The organism is Paracoccus sp. J55, from assembly GCF_000513975.1.
Lineage (GTDB): Bacteria > Pseudomonadota > Alphaproteobacteria > Rhodobacterales > Rhodobacteraceae > Paracoccus.
Window position 1 is genome coordinate 220,956 of sequence record NZ_AZVA01000003.1, and the last position, 17,792, is coordinate 238,747.

18 protein-coding genes are annotated in these 17,792 nt (G+C 68.5%); 11 read left to right on the top strand and 7 right to left on the bottom strand.

The annotated features are described in order from the left end of the window. The first annotated feature begins 34 nt into the window (after positions 1-34). From PARJ55_RS0105000 to PARJ55_RS0105050, 11 genes are all read left to right on the top strand, one after another. Complete coding sequence (locus PARJ55_RS0105000; RefSeq protein ID WP_028712023.1) at positions 35-766, top strand: SDR family oxidoreductase; 732 nt, start codon at positions 35-37, stop codon at positions 764-766. A gap of 28 nt (positions 767-794) precedes the next feature. After that, the gene (locus PARJ55_RS0105005; protein WP_028712024.1) at positions 795-2,417 is read left to right on the top strand and encodes an FGGY-family carbohydrate kinase; all 1,623 of its coding nucleotides are present in this window, start codon (positions 795-797) and stop codon (positions 2,415-2,417) included. Between the two features lie 40 nt (positions 2,418-2,457). Then, entirely contained in the window at positions 2,458-3,183 is a 726-nt protein-coding gene (locus PARJ55_RS0105010) for an SDR family oxidoreductase (protein ID WP_028712025.1), read from the top strand. Between the two features lie 85 nt (positions 3,184-3,268). Further along, on the top strand, positions 3,269-3,835 hold the full coding sequence (locus tag PARJ55_RS21485; protein WP_051416154.1) for a DUF421 domain-containing protein: 567 nt from the start codon (positions 3,269-3,271) through the stop codon (positions 3,833-3,835). Beyond that, a complete protein-coding gene (locus tag PARJ55_RS0105020) occupies positions 3,832-5,058 on the top strand; it encodes an FAD-binding oxidoreductase (RefSeq protein WP_028712026.1) in 1,227 nt (408 codons plus the stop codon). Before PARJ55_RS21485 ends, PARJ55_RS0105020 begins: the two co-directional genes overlap by 4 nt. 96 nt (positions 5,059-5,154) lie before the next feature. After that, positions 5,155-5,544 (top strand): acyl-CoA thioesterase, encoded by a 390-nt coding sequence (locus PARJ55_RS0105025; RefSeq protein ID WP_028712027.1) that lies wholly within the window; start codon positions 5,155-5,157, stop codon positions 5,542-5,544. A 155-nt stretch (positions 5,545-5,699) separates the two neighbouring features. After that, the gene (locus PARJ55_RS0105030) at positions 5,700-6,803 is read left to right on the top strand and encodes an ABC transporter ATP-binding protein (protein ID WP_028712028.1); all 1,104 of its coding nucleotides are present in this window, start codon (positions 5,700-5,702) and stop codon (positions 6,801-6,803) included. 32 nt (positions 6,804-6,835) lie between these two features. After that, positions 6,836-7,918 (top strand): ABC transporter substrate-binding protein, encoded by a 1,083-nt coding sequence (locus tag PARJ55_RS0105035; protein WP_028712029.1) that lies wholly within the window; start codon positions 6,836-6,838, stop codon positions 7,916-7,918. Positions 7,919-8,016: 98 nt separating this feature from the next. Further along, positions 8,017-9,096, top strand: coding sequence for an ABC transporter substrate-binding protein (locus PARJ55_RS0105040; protein ID WP_028712030.1), 1,080 nt, complete (start codon positions 8,017-8,019; stop codon positions 9,094-9,096). A 73-nt stretch (positions 9,097-9,169) separates the two neighbouring features. Next, positions 9,170-10,471 carry an ABC transporter permease gene (locus PARJ55_RS0105045; protein ID WP_036698793.1) on the top strand — a complete coding sequence of 434 codons (1,302 nt, stop codon included), beginning with the start codon at positions 9,170-9,172 and terminating at the stop codon, positions 10,469-10,471. A 5-nt stretch (positions 10,472-10,476) separates the two neighbouring features. Then, positions 10,477-11,430, top strand: a complete 954-nt coding sequence (locus PARJ55_RS0105050) for an ABC transporter permease (protein ID WP_028712032.1) — start codon at positions 10,477-10,479, stop codon at positions 11,428-11,430. Positions 11,431-11,465: 35 nt separating this feature from the next. Here the strand turns inward: PARJ55_RS0105050 and PARJ55_RS0105055 are convergent, their stop codons facing one another. From PARJ55_RS0105055 to lexA, 7 genes are all read right to left on the bottom strand, one after another. Beyond that, positions 11,466-12,410, bottom strand: coding sequence for an AEC family transporter (locus PARJ55_RS0105055; RefSeq protein ID WP_028712033.1), 945 nt, complete (start codon positions 12,408-12,410; stop codon positions 11,466-11,468). Further along, positions 12,407-13,207 carry an MBL fold metallo-hydrolase gene (locus tag PARJ55_RS0105060; RefSeq protein WP_028712034.1) on the bottom strand — a complete coding sequence of 267 codons (801 nt, stop codon included), beginning with the start codon at positions 13,205-13,207 and terminating at the stop codon, positions 12,407-12,409. The genes PARJ55_RS0105055 and PARJ55_RS0105060 overlap by 4 nt, the downstream gene beginning before the upstream one ends. Then, positions 13,204-14,001 carry a TatD family hydrolase gene (locus PARJ55_RS0105065; protein WP_028712035.1) on the bottom strand — a complete coding sequence of 266 codons (798 nt, stop codon included), beginning with the start codon at positions 13,999-14,001 and terminating at the stop codon, positions 13,204-13,206. Before PARJ55_RS0105065 ends, PARJ55_RS0105060 begins: the two co-directional genes overlap by 4 nt. Before the next feature lie 13 nt (positions 14,002-14,014). After that, positions 14,015-15,097 (bottom strand): DNA polymerase III subunit delta', encoded by a 1,083-nt coding sequence (locus tag PARJ55_RS0105070; protein ID WP_028712036.1) that lies wholly within the window; start codon positions 15,095-15,097, stop codon positions 14,015-14,017. Then, complete coding sequence (gene tmk / locus PARJ55_RS0105075) at positions 15,094-15,708, bottom strand: dTMP kinase (protein ID WP_028712037.1); 615 nt, start codon at positions 15,706-15,708, stop codon at positions 15,094-15,096. The genes PARJ55_RS0105070 and tmk overlap by 4 nt, the downstream gene beginning before the upstream one ends. Before the next feature lie 15 nt (positions 15,709-15,723). Then, positions 15,724-16,881, bottom strand: coding sequence for a D-alanyl-D-alanine carboxypeptidase family protein (locus PARJ55_RS0105080; RefSeq protein WP_028712038.1), 1,158 nt, complete (start codon positions 16,879-16,881; stop codon positions 15,724-15,726). A gap of 106 nt (positions 16,882-16,987) precedes the next feature. Continuing rightward, positions 16,988-17,686 carry a transcriptional repressor LexA gene (gene lexA, locus PARJ55_RS0105085; protein WP_028712039.1) on the bottom strand — a complete coding sequence of 233 codons (699 nt, stop codon included), beginning with the start codon at positions 17,684-17,686 and terminating at the stop codon, positions 16,988-16,990. Positions 17,687-17,792 lie beyond the last annotated feature (106 nt).

Consider the following 17,792-nt stretch of genomic DNA (forward strand, 5'->3'; position numbering starts at 1 on the left):
CCCGCCCAACCCATTCGAAAGACAGGAGAACGGAATGTCTGAATCGCTGGACGGCAAGATCGCCGTCATCACCGGCGCGGCCTCGGGGATCGGGCTGGCCACCACCGAGCGGCTGCTGGATCGCGGCGCCACCGTGGTCATGGCGGACCGCAACCAGGCGGCGCTGGCCGAACTGGCCGCGAAACTGGGCCCGCGCGCGATCCCGCAGGTGACGGACCTGCTGGACAGCGACAGCTGCGCCGCCATGATCCCCGAGGTGCTGGCCAAGGTCGATCACATCGACATCCTCTATTGCAATGCCGGCACCTATATCGGCGGCGACCTGACCGAGACGACGCCCGAGGCGATCGACCGGATGCTGAACCTGAACGTGAACGCGGTGATGAAGAACGTCCACGCGGTCGTGCCGCATATGAGCGCGCGCAAGACCGGCGACATCGTCGTCACCTGCTCGATCGCCGGGCATTTCCCGACCTGGTGGGAGCCGGTCTATTCCGGCTCGAAATGGGCGATCACCAGCTTCGTGCAGGGCATGCGCCGGCAGATGATCCCGCACGGGGTGCGCGTCATGCAGGTCTCGCCCGGCCCGGTGGTCTCGGCGCTGCTGGCCGACTGGCCCGAGGAGAACCTGCGCAAGGCCAGGGAATCCGGCAGCCTGATCGACGCGGAAGAGGTCGCGGATGCGGTCGAATACATGCTGACCCGCAAGCGCACCGTCACCATCCGCGACATGCTGGTGCTGCCGACCAATTTCGACCGCGTCTGACGCCCGGCACCCGGAACGGAGAAGCGCCATGGACCAGTATCTGATCGGCATCGACGTGGGCACCGGCTCGGCCCGGGCCGGGGTCTTCGACCGGGCGGGCCGCCTGCTTGCCACCGCCAAGCGCCCCATCGAGATGCATCGCGAGCGCGGCGTGATCGCCGAACAGTCCAGCGAGCAGGTCTGGCGCGCGGTCTGCGATTCCGTCCGGGACAGCGTGGCCCGCGCCGGGATCGATCCGGCGCAGGTCGCGGGCATCGGCTTCGACGCCACCTGCTCGCTGGTCGTGCGCGGGGCGGGGGATGCGACCTTGCCGGTGGGCGATCCCGCCCATCCCGAGCGCGACATCATCGTCTGGATGGACCACCGCGCCGTCGAGCAGGCCGAGCGCATCAATGCGCAGGGCCATGACGTGCTGAAATATGTCGGCACCCGCATCTCGCCCGAGATGGAGACGCCGAAACTCTTGTGGCTCAGCGAGAACCGGCCCGAGGTCTATGCCGCGGCGGCGCATTTCTTCGACCTGACCGATTTCCTGACCTGGAAGGCGACCGGCGCGCTGGAGCGGTCCGCCTGCACCGTCACCTGCAAATGGACCTATCTGGCGCATGAAGGGCGCTGGGACGCGGATTATTTCCGCCAGATCGGGCTGGGCGATCTGGCCGATGACGGTTTCGCCCGCATCGGTGCCCGCGTCGTCGATCCCGGCACGCCGCTGGGGCAGGGGCTGACCGAGGCCGCGGCCGGGGCCATGGGCCTGCGCCCCGGCATCGCCGTGGCGGCGGGGCTGATCGACGCCCATGCCGGCGGTGTCGGCACGGTTGCGGCCGGGGGCGATGCGACGGCCTGCCTGGGCTATGTCTTCGGCACCTCCTCCTGCACCATGACCACCACGCGCGAGCCGGCCTTCGTGCCGGGCGTCTGGGGGCCCTATTACTCCGCCATGGTGCCCGGCAAGTGGCTGAACGAGGGCGGTCAGTCCGCCGCCGGCGCCGCCATCGACCAGCTGGTGCAGCTGCATCCCGCCACGGCCGAGGCGACGGCGCTGGCCGAGGCGGCGGACAAGTCCCTGCCGCAATGGCTGGCCGACCGGGCGCTGGAGCTGGCGGGCGATGCCAGCGCCGCCGTGCGGCTGGCGGATGAGCTGCATGTGGTGCCCGAATTCCTGGGCAACCGCGCGCCCTTCGCCGATCCTCATGCCCGCGCCGTCATCATGGGCCAGGGGATGGAGACCGGGCCGGATTCGCTGGTCGCGCTTTACGTCGCCGGGATCTGCGGCCTGGGCTACGGGCTGCGGCAGATCATCGAGACCCAGGCGCAGAACGGCGCCCCGGTTCAGACGATCAGCGTCAGCGGCGGCGCCGGCGCGCATCCGCTGACCCGGCAGCTTCTGGCCGATGCCACCGGGCTGCCGGTCGAGGTGACGGAATGCCCCGAGCCGGTGCTGCTCGGTTCGGCCATGCTGGGCGCGGTGGCGGCGGGGCTGTTCCCCGACCTGTTGACGGCCATGCCCGCCATGTCGCGCATCGCCACGCGCTGCGCCCCCGATCCCGCCAGCCGGGCGCGGCAGGACGCGCGCCACGCCGCCTTCCTGGCGCTGCAATCCACGGCGCGGCAGATCCGCGCCGCCATGGCGGCCCTGGCGCCGAACTGAACAGGGCGGCGCTGCCGCCGAACCGAACATGCGAGGAACCATGCAATTCTCGGGCAAGACCGTCATCATCACCGGCGCGGGCAAAGGGATCGGCCGCGCCTGCGCGCGCCTGATGGCCGAACGCGGCGCGAAGGTCGTGGCGCTCAGCCGCACCCAGTCCGACCTCGACAGCCTCGCGGCCGAGGTCGGCGCGCGCGGCATCCGCGTCGATCTGGCCGACCCGGCCGCCACCCGTGCCGCCATGGCCGAGGCGGGGACGGCCGACTACCTGATCAACAGCGCCGGCATCAACGTGCTGGAAAGCGTGCTCGACATGACCGAGGCCGGCTATGAGGCGGTGCTGGGCATCAACCTGCGCGCGGCGCTGATCTGCTGCCAGGAATTCGCCCGCGCCCGCGTGGCGGCGGGCGGCGGCGGCGCCATTGTCAACATCACCTCGATCGCCGGCCATCGCGGCTTTCAGGATCACCTGTGCTATGCCGCCTCGAAGGCGGGGCTGGAGGGCGCGACCCGCGTGCTGGCCAGGGAGCTGGGCCCGCACGGCATCCGCGTCAACGCGGTCGCGCCCACCATCACCCTGACCGAACTGGCGGCCGAGGCCTGGTCGGACCCGGCGAAAAGCCAGCCGATGATGGTGCGCCACCCGCTCAACCGCTTCGCCGAGGCCGAGGAGGTCGCGCAAGGCATCGCGCTGCTGCTCTCGGACGACAGCCGCATGGTCACCGGCGCGGTGCTGCCGCTGGACGGGGGTTTCCTCGCCGTCTGACCGCTTCAGGCCGGGGCGTGGAACCGGCGCCGCCCGTCGCGGCTTGTCTCTCGGCGCCAGAACCGGCGCGGGCCGGGGGACAGCCATGCTTGAAGACCTTCACCGCATCCTTCTGGGCGACCAGGACCTGGGCTTCGCCTGGGAGGTCTTCTTCCGCACCGTCATCATCTATTTCTACACGCTGGCGCTGATGCGCTGGCTGGGCGGGCGCACGGTGGCGCAGCTTTCCATCGTCGAGTTCCTGCTGGTCATCGCCATCGGCTCGGCGGTGGGCGATTCGCTGTTCTATCCCGACGTGCCCCTGCTGCCCGCCATGTTCGCCATCTTCCTGGTCGCGGTCTTCAACAAGCTGGTGGACGAGGCGATCCTGTCCTCGGACCTGCTGTCGCGGTTCTTCGAGGGCCGGCCGCGCATCGTCGTCACCGAGGGCCGCGTCCATCACGACCGCCTGCGCCGGCAGGGCATCGGCATGGGCGAGCTTTACGCCAAGCTGCGCGAGAAGGGCGTGGCCGACCTTGCCGATGTCAAGTTCGCCATTCTCGAGGCGGACGGCACGCTTTCGGTGCTGAAGCGGGACCGCGACGGCGCGGCGGGACTCTATCGGCCGCCCGCCCTTCCGCCGGGCGAGATGGCCTGGGCCGACAAGACATGACCGGCACGCGGCGCACCCTCAAGCGGCGGCTCCGCACGGCGCAGCCCTTCTGGGCCGAGACGCCGCATATCTCGGCAGAGCATCGCGCGGCGCCCTCGCAGCGGCGCTGGGACGTGGTGATCGTCGGCACCGGCATTTCCGCGGCGCTGCTGGCCGAGCGGCTGACCCGGCGCAAGCGGCGGGTGCTGCTGGTGGATCGCCGCCAGCCGGTGCGGGGCTCGTCGCTCGCCTCGACGGCGATGATCCAGCACGAGATCGACGTGCCGCTGAGCCGGCTCATGCGCCAGATCGGCCCCGACAAGGCATCGCGGGCCTGGCGACGCTCGGTCAAGGCGGTCGAGGAACTGCTGCGCCTGTCGCGCCGCCTGGGCCTCGACTGCCAGATGCAGCGCAAGCGGGCGCTCTATCTTGCCGGGGACGAGATGGGCTTTCGCGCGCTGGAGGCCGAGGCGGCGCTGCGCCGCGAGACCGGCATCGCGGCCGAGTTCATCCCCCGCCAGCGCCTGCTCGGGGAATTCGGCATCGACCGCACCGGCGCCATCGTCTCGGCCGCCTCGGCCTCGGCCAATCCGGCGCAATTGACGGCGGGGCTGCTGCGGGTGGCGCAAGAGCGCGGGGCCGAGATCGTCTCACCCTTCGAGGTCACGGATTTCGCCGAACTGGCGGACGGCGTGGCGCTGGGTTTCTCGACCGGGCGGGTGGTGGTGGCGGGCCATGTGGTGTTCTGCACCGGCTACGAATTCCTGCCGCAGCTCGTCTCGGCGCATCACCGCATCATCTCGACCTGGGCCCTCGCCTCGGCCGAGGGGGTGCGCCATCCGGCCTGGCTGCGGGATTTTCTGGTGTGGGAGGCCGCCGATCCCTACCTGTATTTCCGCACCACGTCCACCGGCCGGATCATCGCCGGCGGCGAGGACGAGGCCAGCCCCGACGCCTATCAGGACCCGGAGAAGCTGCGCCGCAACGCCGCCGAGATCGCCCGCAAGCTGCGCGAGACCTGCGGCATCCGCATCGGCCGCCCGGCGTATCGCTGGGCCGCGGCCTTCGGCGACAGCGACGACGGGCTGCCGATCTTCGACGCGGTGCCGGGCTGCCGGCGCTGCCATGCGGTGATGGGCTTCGGCGGCAACGGCATCACCTATTCCGTCATTGCCGCCGAAGTGACCACGCGGCGCATCGACGGGCACGCCGATCCCGATGCCGACCTCTATCGCTTTCGCTGACTCCGCCGGGCATTGACGGCGCGCGCGGCGGCGGTCAGCTTGCGCGGGGGGGCGCTTCGCGGCCCGGCAAGCAGCACGCAAGCACGAGGGACGCGCATGACGCAGGACGACTATCCGCGGGGCGAGCCCGCGATCCGCACCACCGCCATGCCGGCGGACACCAACCCGGCAGGGGATATCTTCGGCGGCTGGCTGATGTCGCAGATGGACCTTGCAGCGGGCAATGTCGCCGCCCGGCGGGCGCGGGGGCGCTGCGCCACGGTGGCGGTGGACAGCTTCACCTTTCACCAGCCGGTCAAGGTCGGCGACGAGGTCTCGGTCTTCGCCCGCATCCTGCGCGAGGGGCGCAGCTCGATGCAGCTGCATGTCGAGGCCTGGCGGCGCTCGCGCGAGGGGGTGGAGATGCAGAAGGTCACGCAGGCCACCTTCGTCTTCGTGGCGCTGGATGCGAACGGACGGTCGCGCGAACTCCCACCAGAAAGCTGAGATTTGCCGGGCGAAAGGGCAGTGACGCAATGCGACACCGACTTCGTCGCCTGCGTCCTGCCCGCCGCCCTGACAAGTGAGTTGCATTCCCTGACAGGCGCCGATTACTGTCGGGGGGCGGAACGAAGAACCAACAGAAACAGGGAGCCCGCATCGTGACAGCTGACCCCGGCAACGACGCTTTCGTTGTCTTCGATCACGTCCAGAAAAGCTATGATGGTCAGACGCTTGTCGTCAAGGATCTGAACCTGACCATCGGCAAGGGCGAATTTCTGACCATGCTTGGCCCGTCCGGTTCGGGCAAGACCACCTGCCTGATGATGCTCGCCGGCTTCGAGACGGCGACGCATGGCGAGATTCGCCTGGATGGCAGGAACATCAACGACGTCCCGCCCCACCGGCGCGGCATCGGCATGGTGTTCCAGAACTACGCGCTGTTTCCGCATATGAGCGTGGGCGAGAACCTGTCCTTTCCGCTGGAAGTGCGCGGCATGTCCAAGGAAGAGCGCGAGAGCCGCATCACCCGCGCGCTGGACATGGTGCAGATGGGCCAGTTCAAGAACCGCCGCCCGGCCCAGCTTTCGGGCGGCCAGCAGCAGCGGATCGCGCTGGCCCGCGCGCTGGTCTTCGACCCCAAGCTGGTCCTGATGGACGAGCCGCTGGGCGCGCTCGACAAGCAGCTGCGCGAGCACATGCAGTTCGAGATCAAGGCGCTGCACGACCGGCTGGGCATCACCGTGGTCTATGTCACCCACGACCAGGGCGAGGCGCTGACCATGTCGGACCGCATCGCCGTGTTCAACGACGGCCGCATCCAGCAGCTCGCGCCGCCGCCTGTGCTGTACGAGCAGCCCGAGAACAGCTTCGTCGCCGGCTTCATCGGCGAGAACAACGCCCTGCGCGGCACCATCGAGCAACTTCAGGGCGACAAGGCGCTGGTGCGGCTGGGCAATGGCGAGCTGATCGACGCCACCGCCGTGAACATCCGCGAAAGCGGCCGGCCGACCACCGTCTCGATCCGGCCCGAGCGGGTCGAGTTCAAGCCGGACCTCATGCCGGCCGGCGCCCATACCATCGAGGCGCAGGTGCGCGACGTGATCTATATGGGCGACATCCTGCGGGCGCGGCTGCATGTCGCGGGCCAGGACGATTTCGTGATGAAATACCGCAATACGCTGGGCCAGGTGAAACTGTCGCCCGGCGAGACGATACGGATCGGCTGGCATCCCGAGGACGCCCGCGCCCTCGATCCGGTCTGAGTGTGCATCGAGCAAGAAACCAGGGAGTTATGATGAAACGCACGCTGATACTGACCACTGCGCTGATCGCCATCGCGGCTGCGGCCCAGGCGCAGGACAAGCAGGTCAACCTGCTGTCCTGGGGCGGCGCCTACGGCATGAGCCATGTCGAGGCCTATGCCAAGCCCTTCGAGGCCAAGACCGGCATCAAGGTCCAGGTCTCGGATGCCGACAACCCCGCGACCCCGGTCAAGGCGCAGGTCGAGGCGGGCAATGTCTCGATCGACGTGGCCTCGGTCGAATATGCCGATGCCGTGCGGCTTTGCGACGAGGGCCTGCTGGAAGAGATCGATCCGGCGATCCTGACCCCCGCCGCCGACGGCACCCCGGCCGCCGAGGATTTCATCGAGGGCGCGATCACCGACTGCTTCGTCGGCACGGACGTCTATTCGATGATCCTGGCCTATGACGACACGAAGTTCCCGGATGCCAAGCCGGCCGGCGCGGCGGATTTCTTCGACACGGCCAAGTTCCCCGGCAAGCGCACCATGCGCAAGGGCGCCAAGTTCAACCTGGAATTCGCCCTGATGGCCGACGGCGTCGCGCCCGATAAGGTCTATGAGGTGCTGGGCACGCCCGAGGGCGTCGACCGCGCCTTCGCCAAGCTCGACAGCATCAAGAACAACGTGATCTGGTGGGAAGCCGGCGCCCAGCCGCCGCAGCTGCTGGCCGATGGCGAGGTCTCGATGGCCTTCGCCTTCAACGGCCGGATCTTCAACGCCGCCCAGCAGGAGGGCAAGCCCTTCAATATCGTCTGGGACGGCCAGATCTACGAGATGGAGGGCTGGGTGATGCCGAAGGGCGCCCCCAACCCCGAGGCCGCGAAGGAGTTCATCGCCTTCTCGACCGCGCCCGAGCAGCAGGCCCGCGCCGCCGAGTTCATCAGCTACGGTCCGCCGCGCGTCTCGGCCGCCGCGCTGGTCGGCAATATCGAGGGCACCGAGGTGCCGATGGGGCCGAACCTGCCCACCTATGCCGAGAACCTCGAAAACGCGCTGGCCTCGAATCTCGACTTCTGGGTCGATCACGACGCCGAGCTGCAAGAGCGGTTCAACGCCTGGCTGGCGTCGAACTGATGCGATTGCCGCGGCGGGCATCGTCCCGCCGCGGCCCGCCGAAAGCCCGAACGGGCCAAAGAACGGCCAGAGAGCCGAAACACCAACGGGAGTAAATCATGAAAACCACTCTGATCCTGACCTCGGCGCTGTGCAGCCTCGGTCTGGCGGCCCATGCCCAGAACAAGGAGGTCAACGTCGTCTCCTGGGGCGGTGCCTATGAAAGATCGCAGGTCGAGGCCTATAACATTCCGTTCGCCGAACAGACCGGCATCAAGGTGAACATGCTGGCCGCCGACAACCCGGCCACGCCGCTGAAGGCGCAGGTCGAGGCGGGCAACGTCACCGGCGACGTCTTCGATATCGAGGTCTCGGACGCGATCCGGCTTTGCGACGAGGGCGCGCTGGTCGAGATCGATCCCGCCATCCTGCCGGCCGCGCCGGACGGCACGCCCGCCACCGAGGACTTCATCCCCGGCGCATTGCAGGAATGCGCCGTGGCCAACATCTTCTGGGGCACGGTCATCGCCTTCGACACCACGAAATTCGAGGGCGAGAAACCCTCCACCGCGGCGGATTTCTTCGACACCGCCAAGTTCCCGGGCAAGCGCGGCCTGCCCAAGAACCCCAAGCGCACCCTGTATCTGGCGCTGATCGCCGACGGCGTGGCGCCCGACCAGATCTATGAGGTGCTGGGCACGCCCGAAGGCGTCGACCGCGCCTTCGCCAAGCTCGACACCATCAAGCGCGACGTGGTCTGGTGGGAGGCCGGCGCCCAGCCGGTGCAGCTGCTGGCCGATGGCGAGGTGGTGATGGCGACCGGCTATAACGGCCGTTTCTTCGACGCCATGGTCGGCGAGGGCAAGCCCTTCGAGATCATCTGGGACGGGCAATACATGGACATGGACATGTTCGTCATTCCCAAGGGCTCGCCCAATCCCGAGGCGGCGCTGGAATACCTGAAATTCGCCACCGCCACCGAACAGCTGGCCAATCAGGCGAAATACATCGCCTATGGCCCGTCGCGGCAAAGCTCGGCGGCGCTGGTCGGGCTGTATCAGGACGGCAAGACCGAGATGGGGCCGCATATGCCGACCAATCCCGAATACATGCAGACCGCGGTCATGGACGACCCGGAATTCTGGGCCGACCACTCGGCCGAGCTGGCCGAGCGTTTCAACGGCTGGCTCGCCAACTGACCTCTGAATCGTGCCGCGGCCCGCTGGTTCGGGCCGCGGCTTCCGACCAAGGATTGCCTGACGAAGGACCCAGATGGCCAAAGCCCTTGACCCCCATGCCGCGATCGTGACCGAGGCCGGCGGCCTCGACGAAGGCGGAACGCTGAGAACCGCCGACGGCCGCCCGCTGAAGTCTGCGCTTGCGCGCAGCTCGCGCCGGGCGCGGCGGCGCGCCTTCCTGCTGGTGCTGCCGCTTTTGCTGTTCGTCCTGATCACCTTCGTGATGCCGATCGGGCAGATGCTGCAGCGGTCGGTCAAGAACGAAGGCTTTTCGGCCAACATGCCGCAGCTGACCGCCTGGTTCCACGACAACCCGCGCGGCACCGAGCCCGACGATGCCGCCTGGGCGGCGCTGGCCGCCGACCTGACCGCCGCCGCCCAGGCGCGCACCGTGGGCGTGGTCGGCACCCGCATCAATTACGACATGCCGGGCACGCGTTCGCTGTTCACTTCGGCCGGGCGGCAGGCGCGCGGCGGCATCGAGCCGCCCTATCGCGAGGCGATCCTGGACATGGACGCCAGATGGGGCAACCCGCGGCTGTGGTCGGTGATGCGCGAGGCTTCCTCGCCCTATACCACCAACTTCTACCTCGCGGCGGTGGACCGCACCCGGGACGAGCAGGGCAACATCACTGCCGCCCCGGCGCAGCAGCAGATCTACGGCAAGCTGTTCCTGCGCACATTCTGGCTGTCGCTGGTCATCACCTTCACCACCTTCCTGCTGGGCTTTCCGATCGCGCATCTGCTGGCCACCCTGCCGATGCGGCAGTCGAACCTGCTGATGATCCTGGTGCTGCTGCCGTTCTGGACCTCGCTTCTCGTCAGGACCACGGCCTGGATCGTGCTGTTGCAGCAGCAGGGCGTGGTCAACGACGTGCTGGTCTGGCTGGGGGTGATCGGCAACAACCAGCGGCTGCAGATGATCTTCAACCAGACCGGCACGATCATCGCCATGACCCATATCCTGCTGCCCTTCATGATCCTGCCGCTCTATTCGGTGATGCGCACCATCAATCCCAGCTACGTGCGCGCCGCGCGCAGCCTGGGCGCGACCAGCTGGACCGCCTTCCGCCGCATCTATTTCCCGCAGACCCTGCCGGGGCTGGGGGCGGGGGCGCTTCTGGTCTTCATCCTGGCGGTGGGCTATTACATCACCCCCGCGCTGGTCGGCGGCTCGTCGGGCCAGCTGATCTCCAACATGATCGCGATGCACATGACGCAGACGCTGAACTGGTCCATGGCGGCCGCGCTGGCGGCGCTGCTTTTGGGCGGGGTTCTGATCCTCTACTGGGTCTATGACCGGCTCGTCGGCATCGACAACCTGAAACTGGGATAACGGCCATGGCGCTTCCAACCTACGCATCGCCGCTGGAAAAGGTCTGGCACTACACCTATCTGGCGATCTGCGGCGCGATCTTCTTCTTCCTGATCGCGCCCATCGTGGTGATCATCCCGCTAAGCTTCAATGCCGAGCCCTATTTCACCTTCACCGACCGGATGCTGTCCTTCGACCCAGACGGCTATTCGCTGCGCTGGTATGACAGCCTGCTGACCTTCGGCATGGCGCGGCCGGACGCGCCGCGCGACCTGAACTGGTGGGCGGATGCCTGGCGGAACGCGAAATGGGTGAACGCGGCGAAAAGCTCGATCATCATCGGCTTCTTCTCGACCATCCTCGCCACCGTGCTGGGCACGCTGGCGGCGCTGGGGCTGTCGCGGCCCGAGATGCCCTATCGCCGCGCGATCATGGCGATGCTGATCTCGCCCATGATCGTGCCGATCATCATCACCGCGACGGGGATGTTCTTCTTCTACTCGAACCCCTGCGAGCCGCTGACCTGGATCGGGCTGAACCCCGGTTGCGGCAAGCTGGCCGGCACCTATCTGGGCGTGATCCTGGCCCATGCCACGCTGGGCATCCCCTTCGTCATCATCACGGTGACGGCGACGCTGATCGGGTTCGACCAGTCGCTGAACCGTGCGGCGGCCAGCCTGGGGGCGAACCCGCGCACCACCTTCTTCCGCATCACCATGCCGCTGATCCTGCCGGGGGTGATCTCGGGGGCGCTGTTCGCCTTCGTGACCTCGTTCGACGAGGTGGTGGCGGTGCTGTTCATCGCCGGGCCCGACCAGCAGACCATCCCGCGCCAGATGTGGAACGGCATCCGCGAGCAGATCTCGCCCGCCATCCTCGCCGTGGCGACGCTGCTGGTGATCTTCTCCATCGCGCTGCTCACCACCGTCGAGCTGCTGCGGCGAAGATCCGAACGGCTGCGCGGCGTGACGCCGAGGTGATGCCGGACGCCGCCCTTCGGGGCGGCGTTTGCGCATCAGGGCAGGGCGGCAAGCCAGAACCAGACCGTCAGCATCGACAGGCCCGTCGCCACCAGCACCGCCGAGGCCGAGACGCGCTTGGCCACCCCGTAAAGCGCGGCGAAGAGATAGGCGTTGACCCCCGGCGGCATGGCGGCCGTCACCACGGCCGAGCGCATCTCGGCCATGCTCAGCGCGAAGATCCGACCCAGCCCGAAGGTCACCGCCGGATGCAGCAGCAGCGAGATGCAGCAGCACATCGCGATGGCCCGCGTCTCGCCCTCGGGGCGGTAGCGATAGAGCACGCCGCCCAGCCCGAACAGCGCCGCCGGCAGCGCGGCGCTGGACATCATCCTGACCGCCGCCCAGAAGCCCTCGGGCATGACCAGCCCGGCCTGGGTCAGCAGGTTCATGGCAAAGCCGCCGAGGATGCCGATGACCAGCGGCGTGTGCAGCACGCCCGACAGCGCCCGCAGCGCCACCCCGCCCACGGACAGGTTCTGGCCCCGGGCCCGGGCGAATTCCATCGCGGTGATGCCGAAGGTGTAAAGCAGCGGCGAATGCACCGAGATGATGGTGAAGTTGCCCAGCACCGCCTCGGGCCCATAGGCGCGCTCGGTGATCGGCACCCCCAGAAGCAGCGAATTCGAGAACAGGCAGACGAAGCCGATGGCGATGGCGTCCTCGACGGGCCGCTTCAGCCAATAGACCGACAGGCCGGTCCCCAGCGCAAAGGACAGAAGCGCGCCGCTGTAGAAGGCCAAGAGCAGCAGCGGGTTGTAGTTCGCCCCCAGGTCCAGCCGGGCGATGGCGCCGAACAGCAGCACCGGCAGGGCGAAGTTCTGCGCAAAGCGCATGACGCCGTCGACCGCCACCTCGGTCAGCCATCTGCGCCAGCAGACCAGATAACCGAAGCCAACCACCAGAAAGACCGGCAGGATGACGTCGAAAAGGGCGGTCATATCAGCTCGATCCGCATGCCGTCATGGGCGGGAACGACATTCTCGGGCGTCTCGCGCATGACGGCGTCGTAATCCAGATCCACATGCATGTTGGTGATCACGCCCCGCGCGCAGCCCGAACGCGCGATCCATTCCAGCGTCAGCGCCAGATGGGCATGGCTGGGATGCGGGATCCGGCGCAGCGCGTCGCAGATGAACACCTCGCAGCCTGTGATCGTGCTCCAGGCTTCCTCGGGGATCGCCAGCACATCGGGCAGGTAGACCAAGCTCTGCTCGATCCCGCCGATGCGGAAGCCGAGCGCATTCATGTCGCCGTGGTTGACCTCGAAAGGCGCCAGCTCGATGCTGCCGCCCGCGCCGTCGATGGCGAAAGGGCCGCGGATCGGCTGCAGGTCGCAGATCGGCGGATAGGACGAACCGGGCGGCGTCTCGAAGATATAGCCGAAGCGGGTCTTCAGCGCCGCCGCGGTCGGCAGGTCGGCCCAGACCGGCATTCGGCGGCGCATGTTGAAGACGATCTGCCGCAGGTCGTCGATGCCGTGGATATGGTCGGCATGGGCATGCGTATAGACGACCGCGTCCAGCTCACCGACCTCGGCATCCAGCAGCTGCGGCACCAGGTCGGGCCCGGTGTCGATCAGCAGCCGCGTCACCCCGTCATGGCCATGGCGCTCGACCAGAAGCGAGCAGCGCCGGCGGCGGTTGCGCGGGTTCGCCGGATCGCATTCGCCCCAGCGGTTGCCCAGCCGGGGCACGCCGCCCGAAGAGCCGCAGCCCAGGATGGTGGCCCGGATCATGCCGCGGCCTTGCGAAACAGCCGTTCGAAATTCTGCGTGGTGAGGCTGGCGAACGCGTCTTCCGTCATGCCCAGCAGCCCGGCGCCGACCCGGGCGGTATGGGCGACAAAGGCCGGCTCGTTGCGCTTGCCGCGATGGGGCGGCGGGGCAAGATAGGGGGCGTCGGTCTCGACCAGGATGCGGTCGGCCGGCGCGGCGGCAAAGATCTCGCGGATCTCGGTCGAGCGCGGGAAGGCGGCGATGCCGGACATGGACAGGTAGAAACCCAGGTCCAGCGCCGCCCGCGCGAGGTCCCGCCCGCTGGTATAGCAATGCATGACCCCGGTGAAGGCGCCGGCGCGATGCTCCTCGGTCAGGATGCGGGCCATGTCCTCGTCCGCATCGCGGGAATGGACGATCAGCGGCAGACCGGTGCGGCGCGCCGCCTCGATATGGATGCGCAGGCTTTCGGCCTGCATGGCGGCGCTGTCGGCGGTGTAGTGGTAGTCGAGCCCGGTCTCGCCGATGCCGACGAAACGCGGATGGCGCGACAGAAGGACCAGGTCCTCGACCGTGGCCAGCGGCTCCTCGGCGGCATACATCGGATGGGTGCCTGCGGCATAGAACACGCCGGGATGGGCTTCTGCGATGGCGCGCACGGCCGGTTCGTTGCGCAGCCGGGTGCAGATCGTGACCATGCGGGTGACGCCCGCGGCGCGGGCGCGCGCGACCAGCTCGGCCTGCTCGCCCTCGAAATCGGGGAAGTCCAGGTGGCAATGGCTGTCCACCAGGAGGGGAAGGTCGGGTTCGGACATCGGCAGGGTTCCGTCAGACGGCGGGCTGGTTCGCAAGCCCGATCAGCATATCCATCACCAGCGCGGAAGGGTCAAGGTTGACCGCCCGCCCGGCGCGGGCCCGCGCGGAAAGCTCGGCCTGGGCGCCGGCCCAAAGCCGGGCCGCGGCCGGGTCGGGGGCGATGCGGCCAAGCACCTCGGCCTCGCCTTCTGCCGCCTCGGGCAGGGGCGCGCCCAGCAGCCCGGTGCGCGCGGCGCGGGTCAGGAAACGGTCGAGCAGGGTGACGACCAGGTCGAAGGGATCGCCCTCGGCGCCCGCGCGCCCGGCGGCGAGCTCGGCCAGGGCGGCGGCGGCGCGGCGATCCATGCGCGGATGATCGGCGAAAAGGCCGGTGATGCGCTGATAGACCGCCAGCCCGTCCTGGCCGGCCAGCCGCAGCGCCTCGCCGATCGAGCCGCCGGACAGCGCGGAGAGCCGCGCCGCATCGTGATCGAGCCCCAGATCCTGCAGCACCCGGGCCATGTCTGCGGGATCCAGCGGATGCAGCCGCAATTCGCGGCAGCGCGAGCGGATGGTCGGCAACAGCCGGGCAGGCTGGTGCGCGACCAGCAGGATCGTGGCCTCGTGGGGCGGCTCCTCCAGCAGTTTCAGCAGCGCATTGGCGGCGGCCTGGTTCATCTCGTCGGCGGCGTCGATGATGGCGATGCGGCGCCCGCCCTCGGCAGCGCTCATGTGGAAGAACCCCTGAAGGCGGCGAATCTCGTCCACGGTGATCTCGGCCCGCAGGCGCAGGGTCTTTTCATCGACCGGGCGCCGGACCAGGTGCAGCCGCGGCTCGGAAAGCGCGCGGATGCGGCGCACCGCCGGATCGTCGGGCGAGGCGGTCAGGTCGGGCGACGCGGCCCCGCTCAGCAGCCATTTCGCGATGCCCCAGGCCAGCGTGGCCTTGCCGGTGCCGCGCGGGCCCGAGATCAGCCAGGCGTGGTGCAGCCGGTGCGCCCGGGCGGCGGCGAGGAAATCCGCCACCGCCGCGTCCTGGCCGACGACCCGCGCCGCCTCGCGCGGGTGCGGCGCGCCGGGCACGCGGTCGGGCTCGGGAAGCGGCTCGTCGGTCATGCCGGGCCCTCGACGGACAGGGCGGCAAGCACGCGGGCGGCGACCTCATCCTCGCTGCCGCTGCCATCGATCACATGAATGCGCCCCGGGGCCTCGGCGGCGAGCGCCAGGAACCCCTCGCGCAGCCGGCGCTGGAAGGCGAGGCCCAGCGTCTCGAACCGATCCTCGATGCCGCCGCGCGCCTGGCCGCGGGCGAGGGCGACCTCCGGGTCGACGTCGATGATGAAGGTCCGGTCCGGCTCGATGCCGATGGTCAGGCGGTGCAGCTCCTCGACCAGATGGCGCAGGTCGGCCCGGGCAAGGCCCTGATAGACGCGGCTGGAATCGGCGAAGCGGTCGGTGACGATCCAGGCGCCGCGCGCCAGGGCCGGTCGTATCAGCCGCTCGACATGGTCGCGGCGGGCGGCGGTGAACAGCAGCAGTTCCGTTTCGGGAGACCAGCGTTCGCCCCGGCCCTCGACCAGCAGGCGGCGGATTTCCTCGGCGCCCTCGCTGCCGCCGGGTTCGCGGGTCAGCAGCGTCTCGATGCCGCGCGCGTTCAGCACCTGCGCCAACCGCCGCGCCTGGGTGGATTTGCCCGATCCGTCGATGCCCTCGAAACTGATGAACATGCGCTGGGATCGGCCTCAGTTGCGCACCGACTGGATCGCGCGCTCGCCCAGGCGGAAGGCCGCGCTTTGCATGCGGCCGAAAACGCCGCTGCGGGCCACATCGGTCGCGGCAAGCAGCGGCAGGCGGGACTGGCCCGCGCCGGGAATATCCACGATCAGTTCACCGAGCTGGTCGCCCTTGGTGATCGGCGCCTCGATCGGGCCCCGGAAAACCGCCTCGGCCTTGACGCCGGAGCGCGAGCCGGCGGGGATCAGCACCCGGACGCCGTCCCTGGTGGTCAGGCCGACGCGGCTCTTTTCGCCCAGCCAGACCGGGGCCTGGGTCACGATCTCGTCCTTGGGAATGATGGTGCGCATGGTGAACTGGCGATAGGCCCAGTTCACGATCCGCTCGGATTCCTCGGCCCGGGCCTTTTCGCTGGGCAGGCCGGTGATCACGAAGACGATGCGCCGGTCGCCCTGCACGGCCGAGCCGACGAGCCCGTAGCCCGCCTCCTGCGTGTGGCCGGTCTTGAGTCCATCGGCCTTCCAGTCCCCCGTGCCCAGGCGCAGCAGCGGATTGCGGTTGTTCGCATTCGAGGGCACCCGGCCCTTGTAGTTGTATTCCGTGAGCGCGAAATTCTTGTAAAGCTCGGGAAACTCGGTGATCAGCCGGGTGGCGAGCAGGCCGAGGTCGTGCATCGACATCCGGTGCTGCGGATCCGGCCAGCCCGAGGAATTGGTGAAATGCGAATCCATCATGCCAAGCTGGCGTGCGCGTTCGTTCATCAGCCGCGCAAAGGCCTCTTCGGTGCCGGCCAGCCCCTCGGCCACGACGACGCAGGCGTCGTTGCCCGAGTTGATGATGATGCCGTGGATCAGGTCTTCGACCGTGGGGCGGTCGGCGGGCTCGACGAACATCTTCGAGCCGCCCATCTGCCAGGCCTTGGTCGAGACGGGAAAGGTCGTGTCCATCGCCACCCGGCCTTCATGCAGCGCCTCGAACAGCATGTTCAGCGTCATCAGCTTGGACATCGAGGCCGGCGGCAGCGGCTCGTCGGCATTCTTCTCCATCAGCACGGTGCCGGTCGCCACGTCGTAGACCCAGGCCGCCCGGGCATTGGTGTCGAAGGCCTGCGCCGGCAGCGCCAGGACCATGAGCAGGGCGAAGATGCGGAACGTCAGAGCGCGCATGGATTGTCCTTGACCTGTCGCGTTTGCGCCATGGTTAGCGCAGCGGGCCCGAACCCGCAACGCCGCAGGGCCGCCTGTGCCGGGCAAGTGAACCGCCGGCGCGGGCCTAGTAGCTGCGGATCAGCCCGACGAGGCGGCCCTGGATGCGCACCTTGTCCTCGGGCAGCACGCGGGTCTCGTAGGCTGGGTTCGCCGCTTCGAGCGCGATCATGCCGCCCTTGCGGCGATAGCGTTTCAGCGTCGCCTCGGATCCTTCGACCAGGGCGACGACGATGTCGCCGTTCTCGGCCGTGTCCTGTTCGCGGATCACCACAACGTCGCCGTCGTTGATCCCCGCCTCGATCATCGAATCGCCGCGCACCTCCAGCGCGTAATGCCGATCTTGGCCGGAGAGCATCGAGCCCGGCACGGCGATGTGATGCGAGACCTCGGAGATCGCCTCGATCGGGACGCCGGCGGCGATGCGGCCCATCACAGGCAGTTCCACGGCGGAAACGGCAATCTCCATCGCGCCGCGCGGCAGCGGCGCCGGGCGGTCGGGCGCGTCCCCGTCGATCACCCGCGGCTGGAAGCCGGGGCCCTTGCTGAGGCTGTCGGGCAGGCGGACGATTTCCAGCGCCCGGGCGCGATGCGGCAGGCGGCGGATGAATCCGCGTTCCTCAAGGGCGGTCACGAGGCGATGAATTCCCGATTTCGAGCGCAGGTCCAGCGCGAGTTTCATTTCGTCGAACGAGGGCGGCACCCCGTCGCGAGCCATCCGCGCCTGAATGAATTCAAGAAGCTGGATCTGTTTCTTCGTCAGCATGTTCTGCCCCCGATCTGCTGCGGCCGCCATCATGTTCATTGAATGTTCTAGCGCGGCCAATCCCTTGCGTCAATCTTTATGGCGATTCGGGTAAACTTCGGGTTAA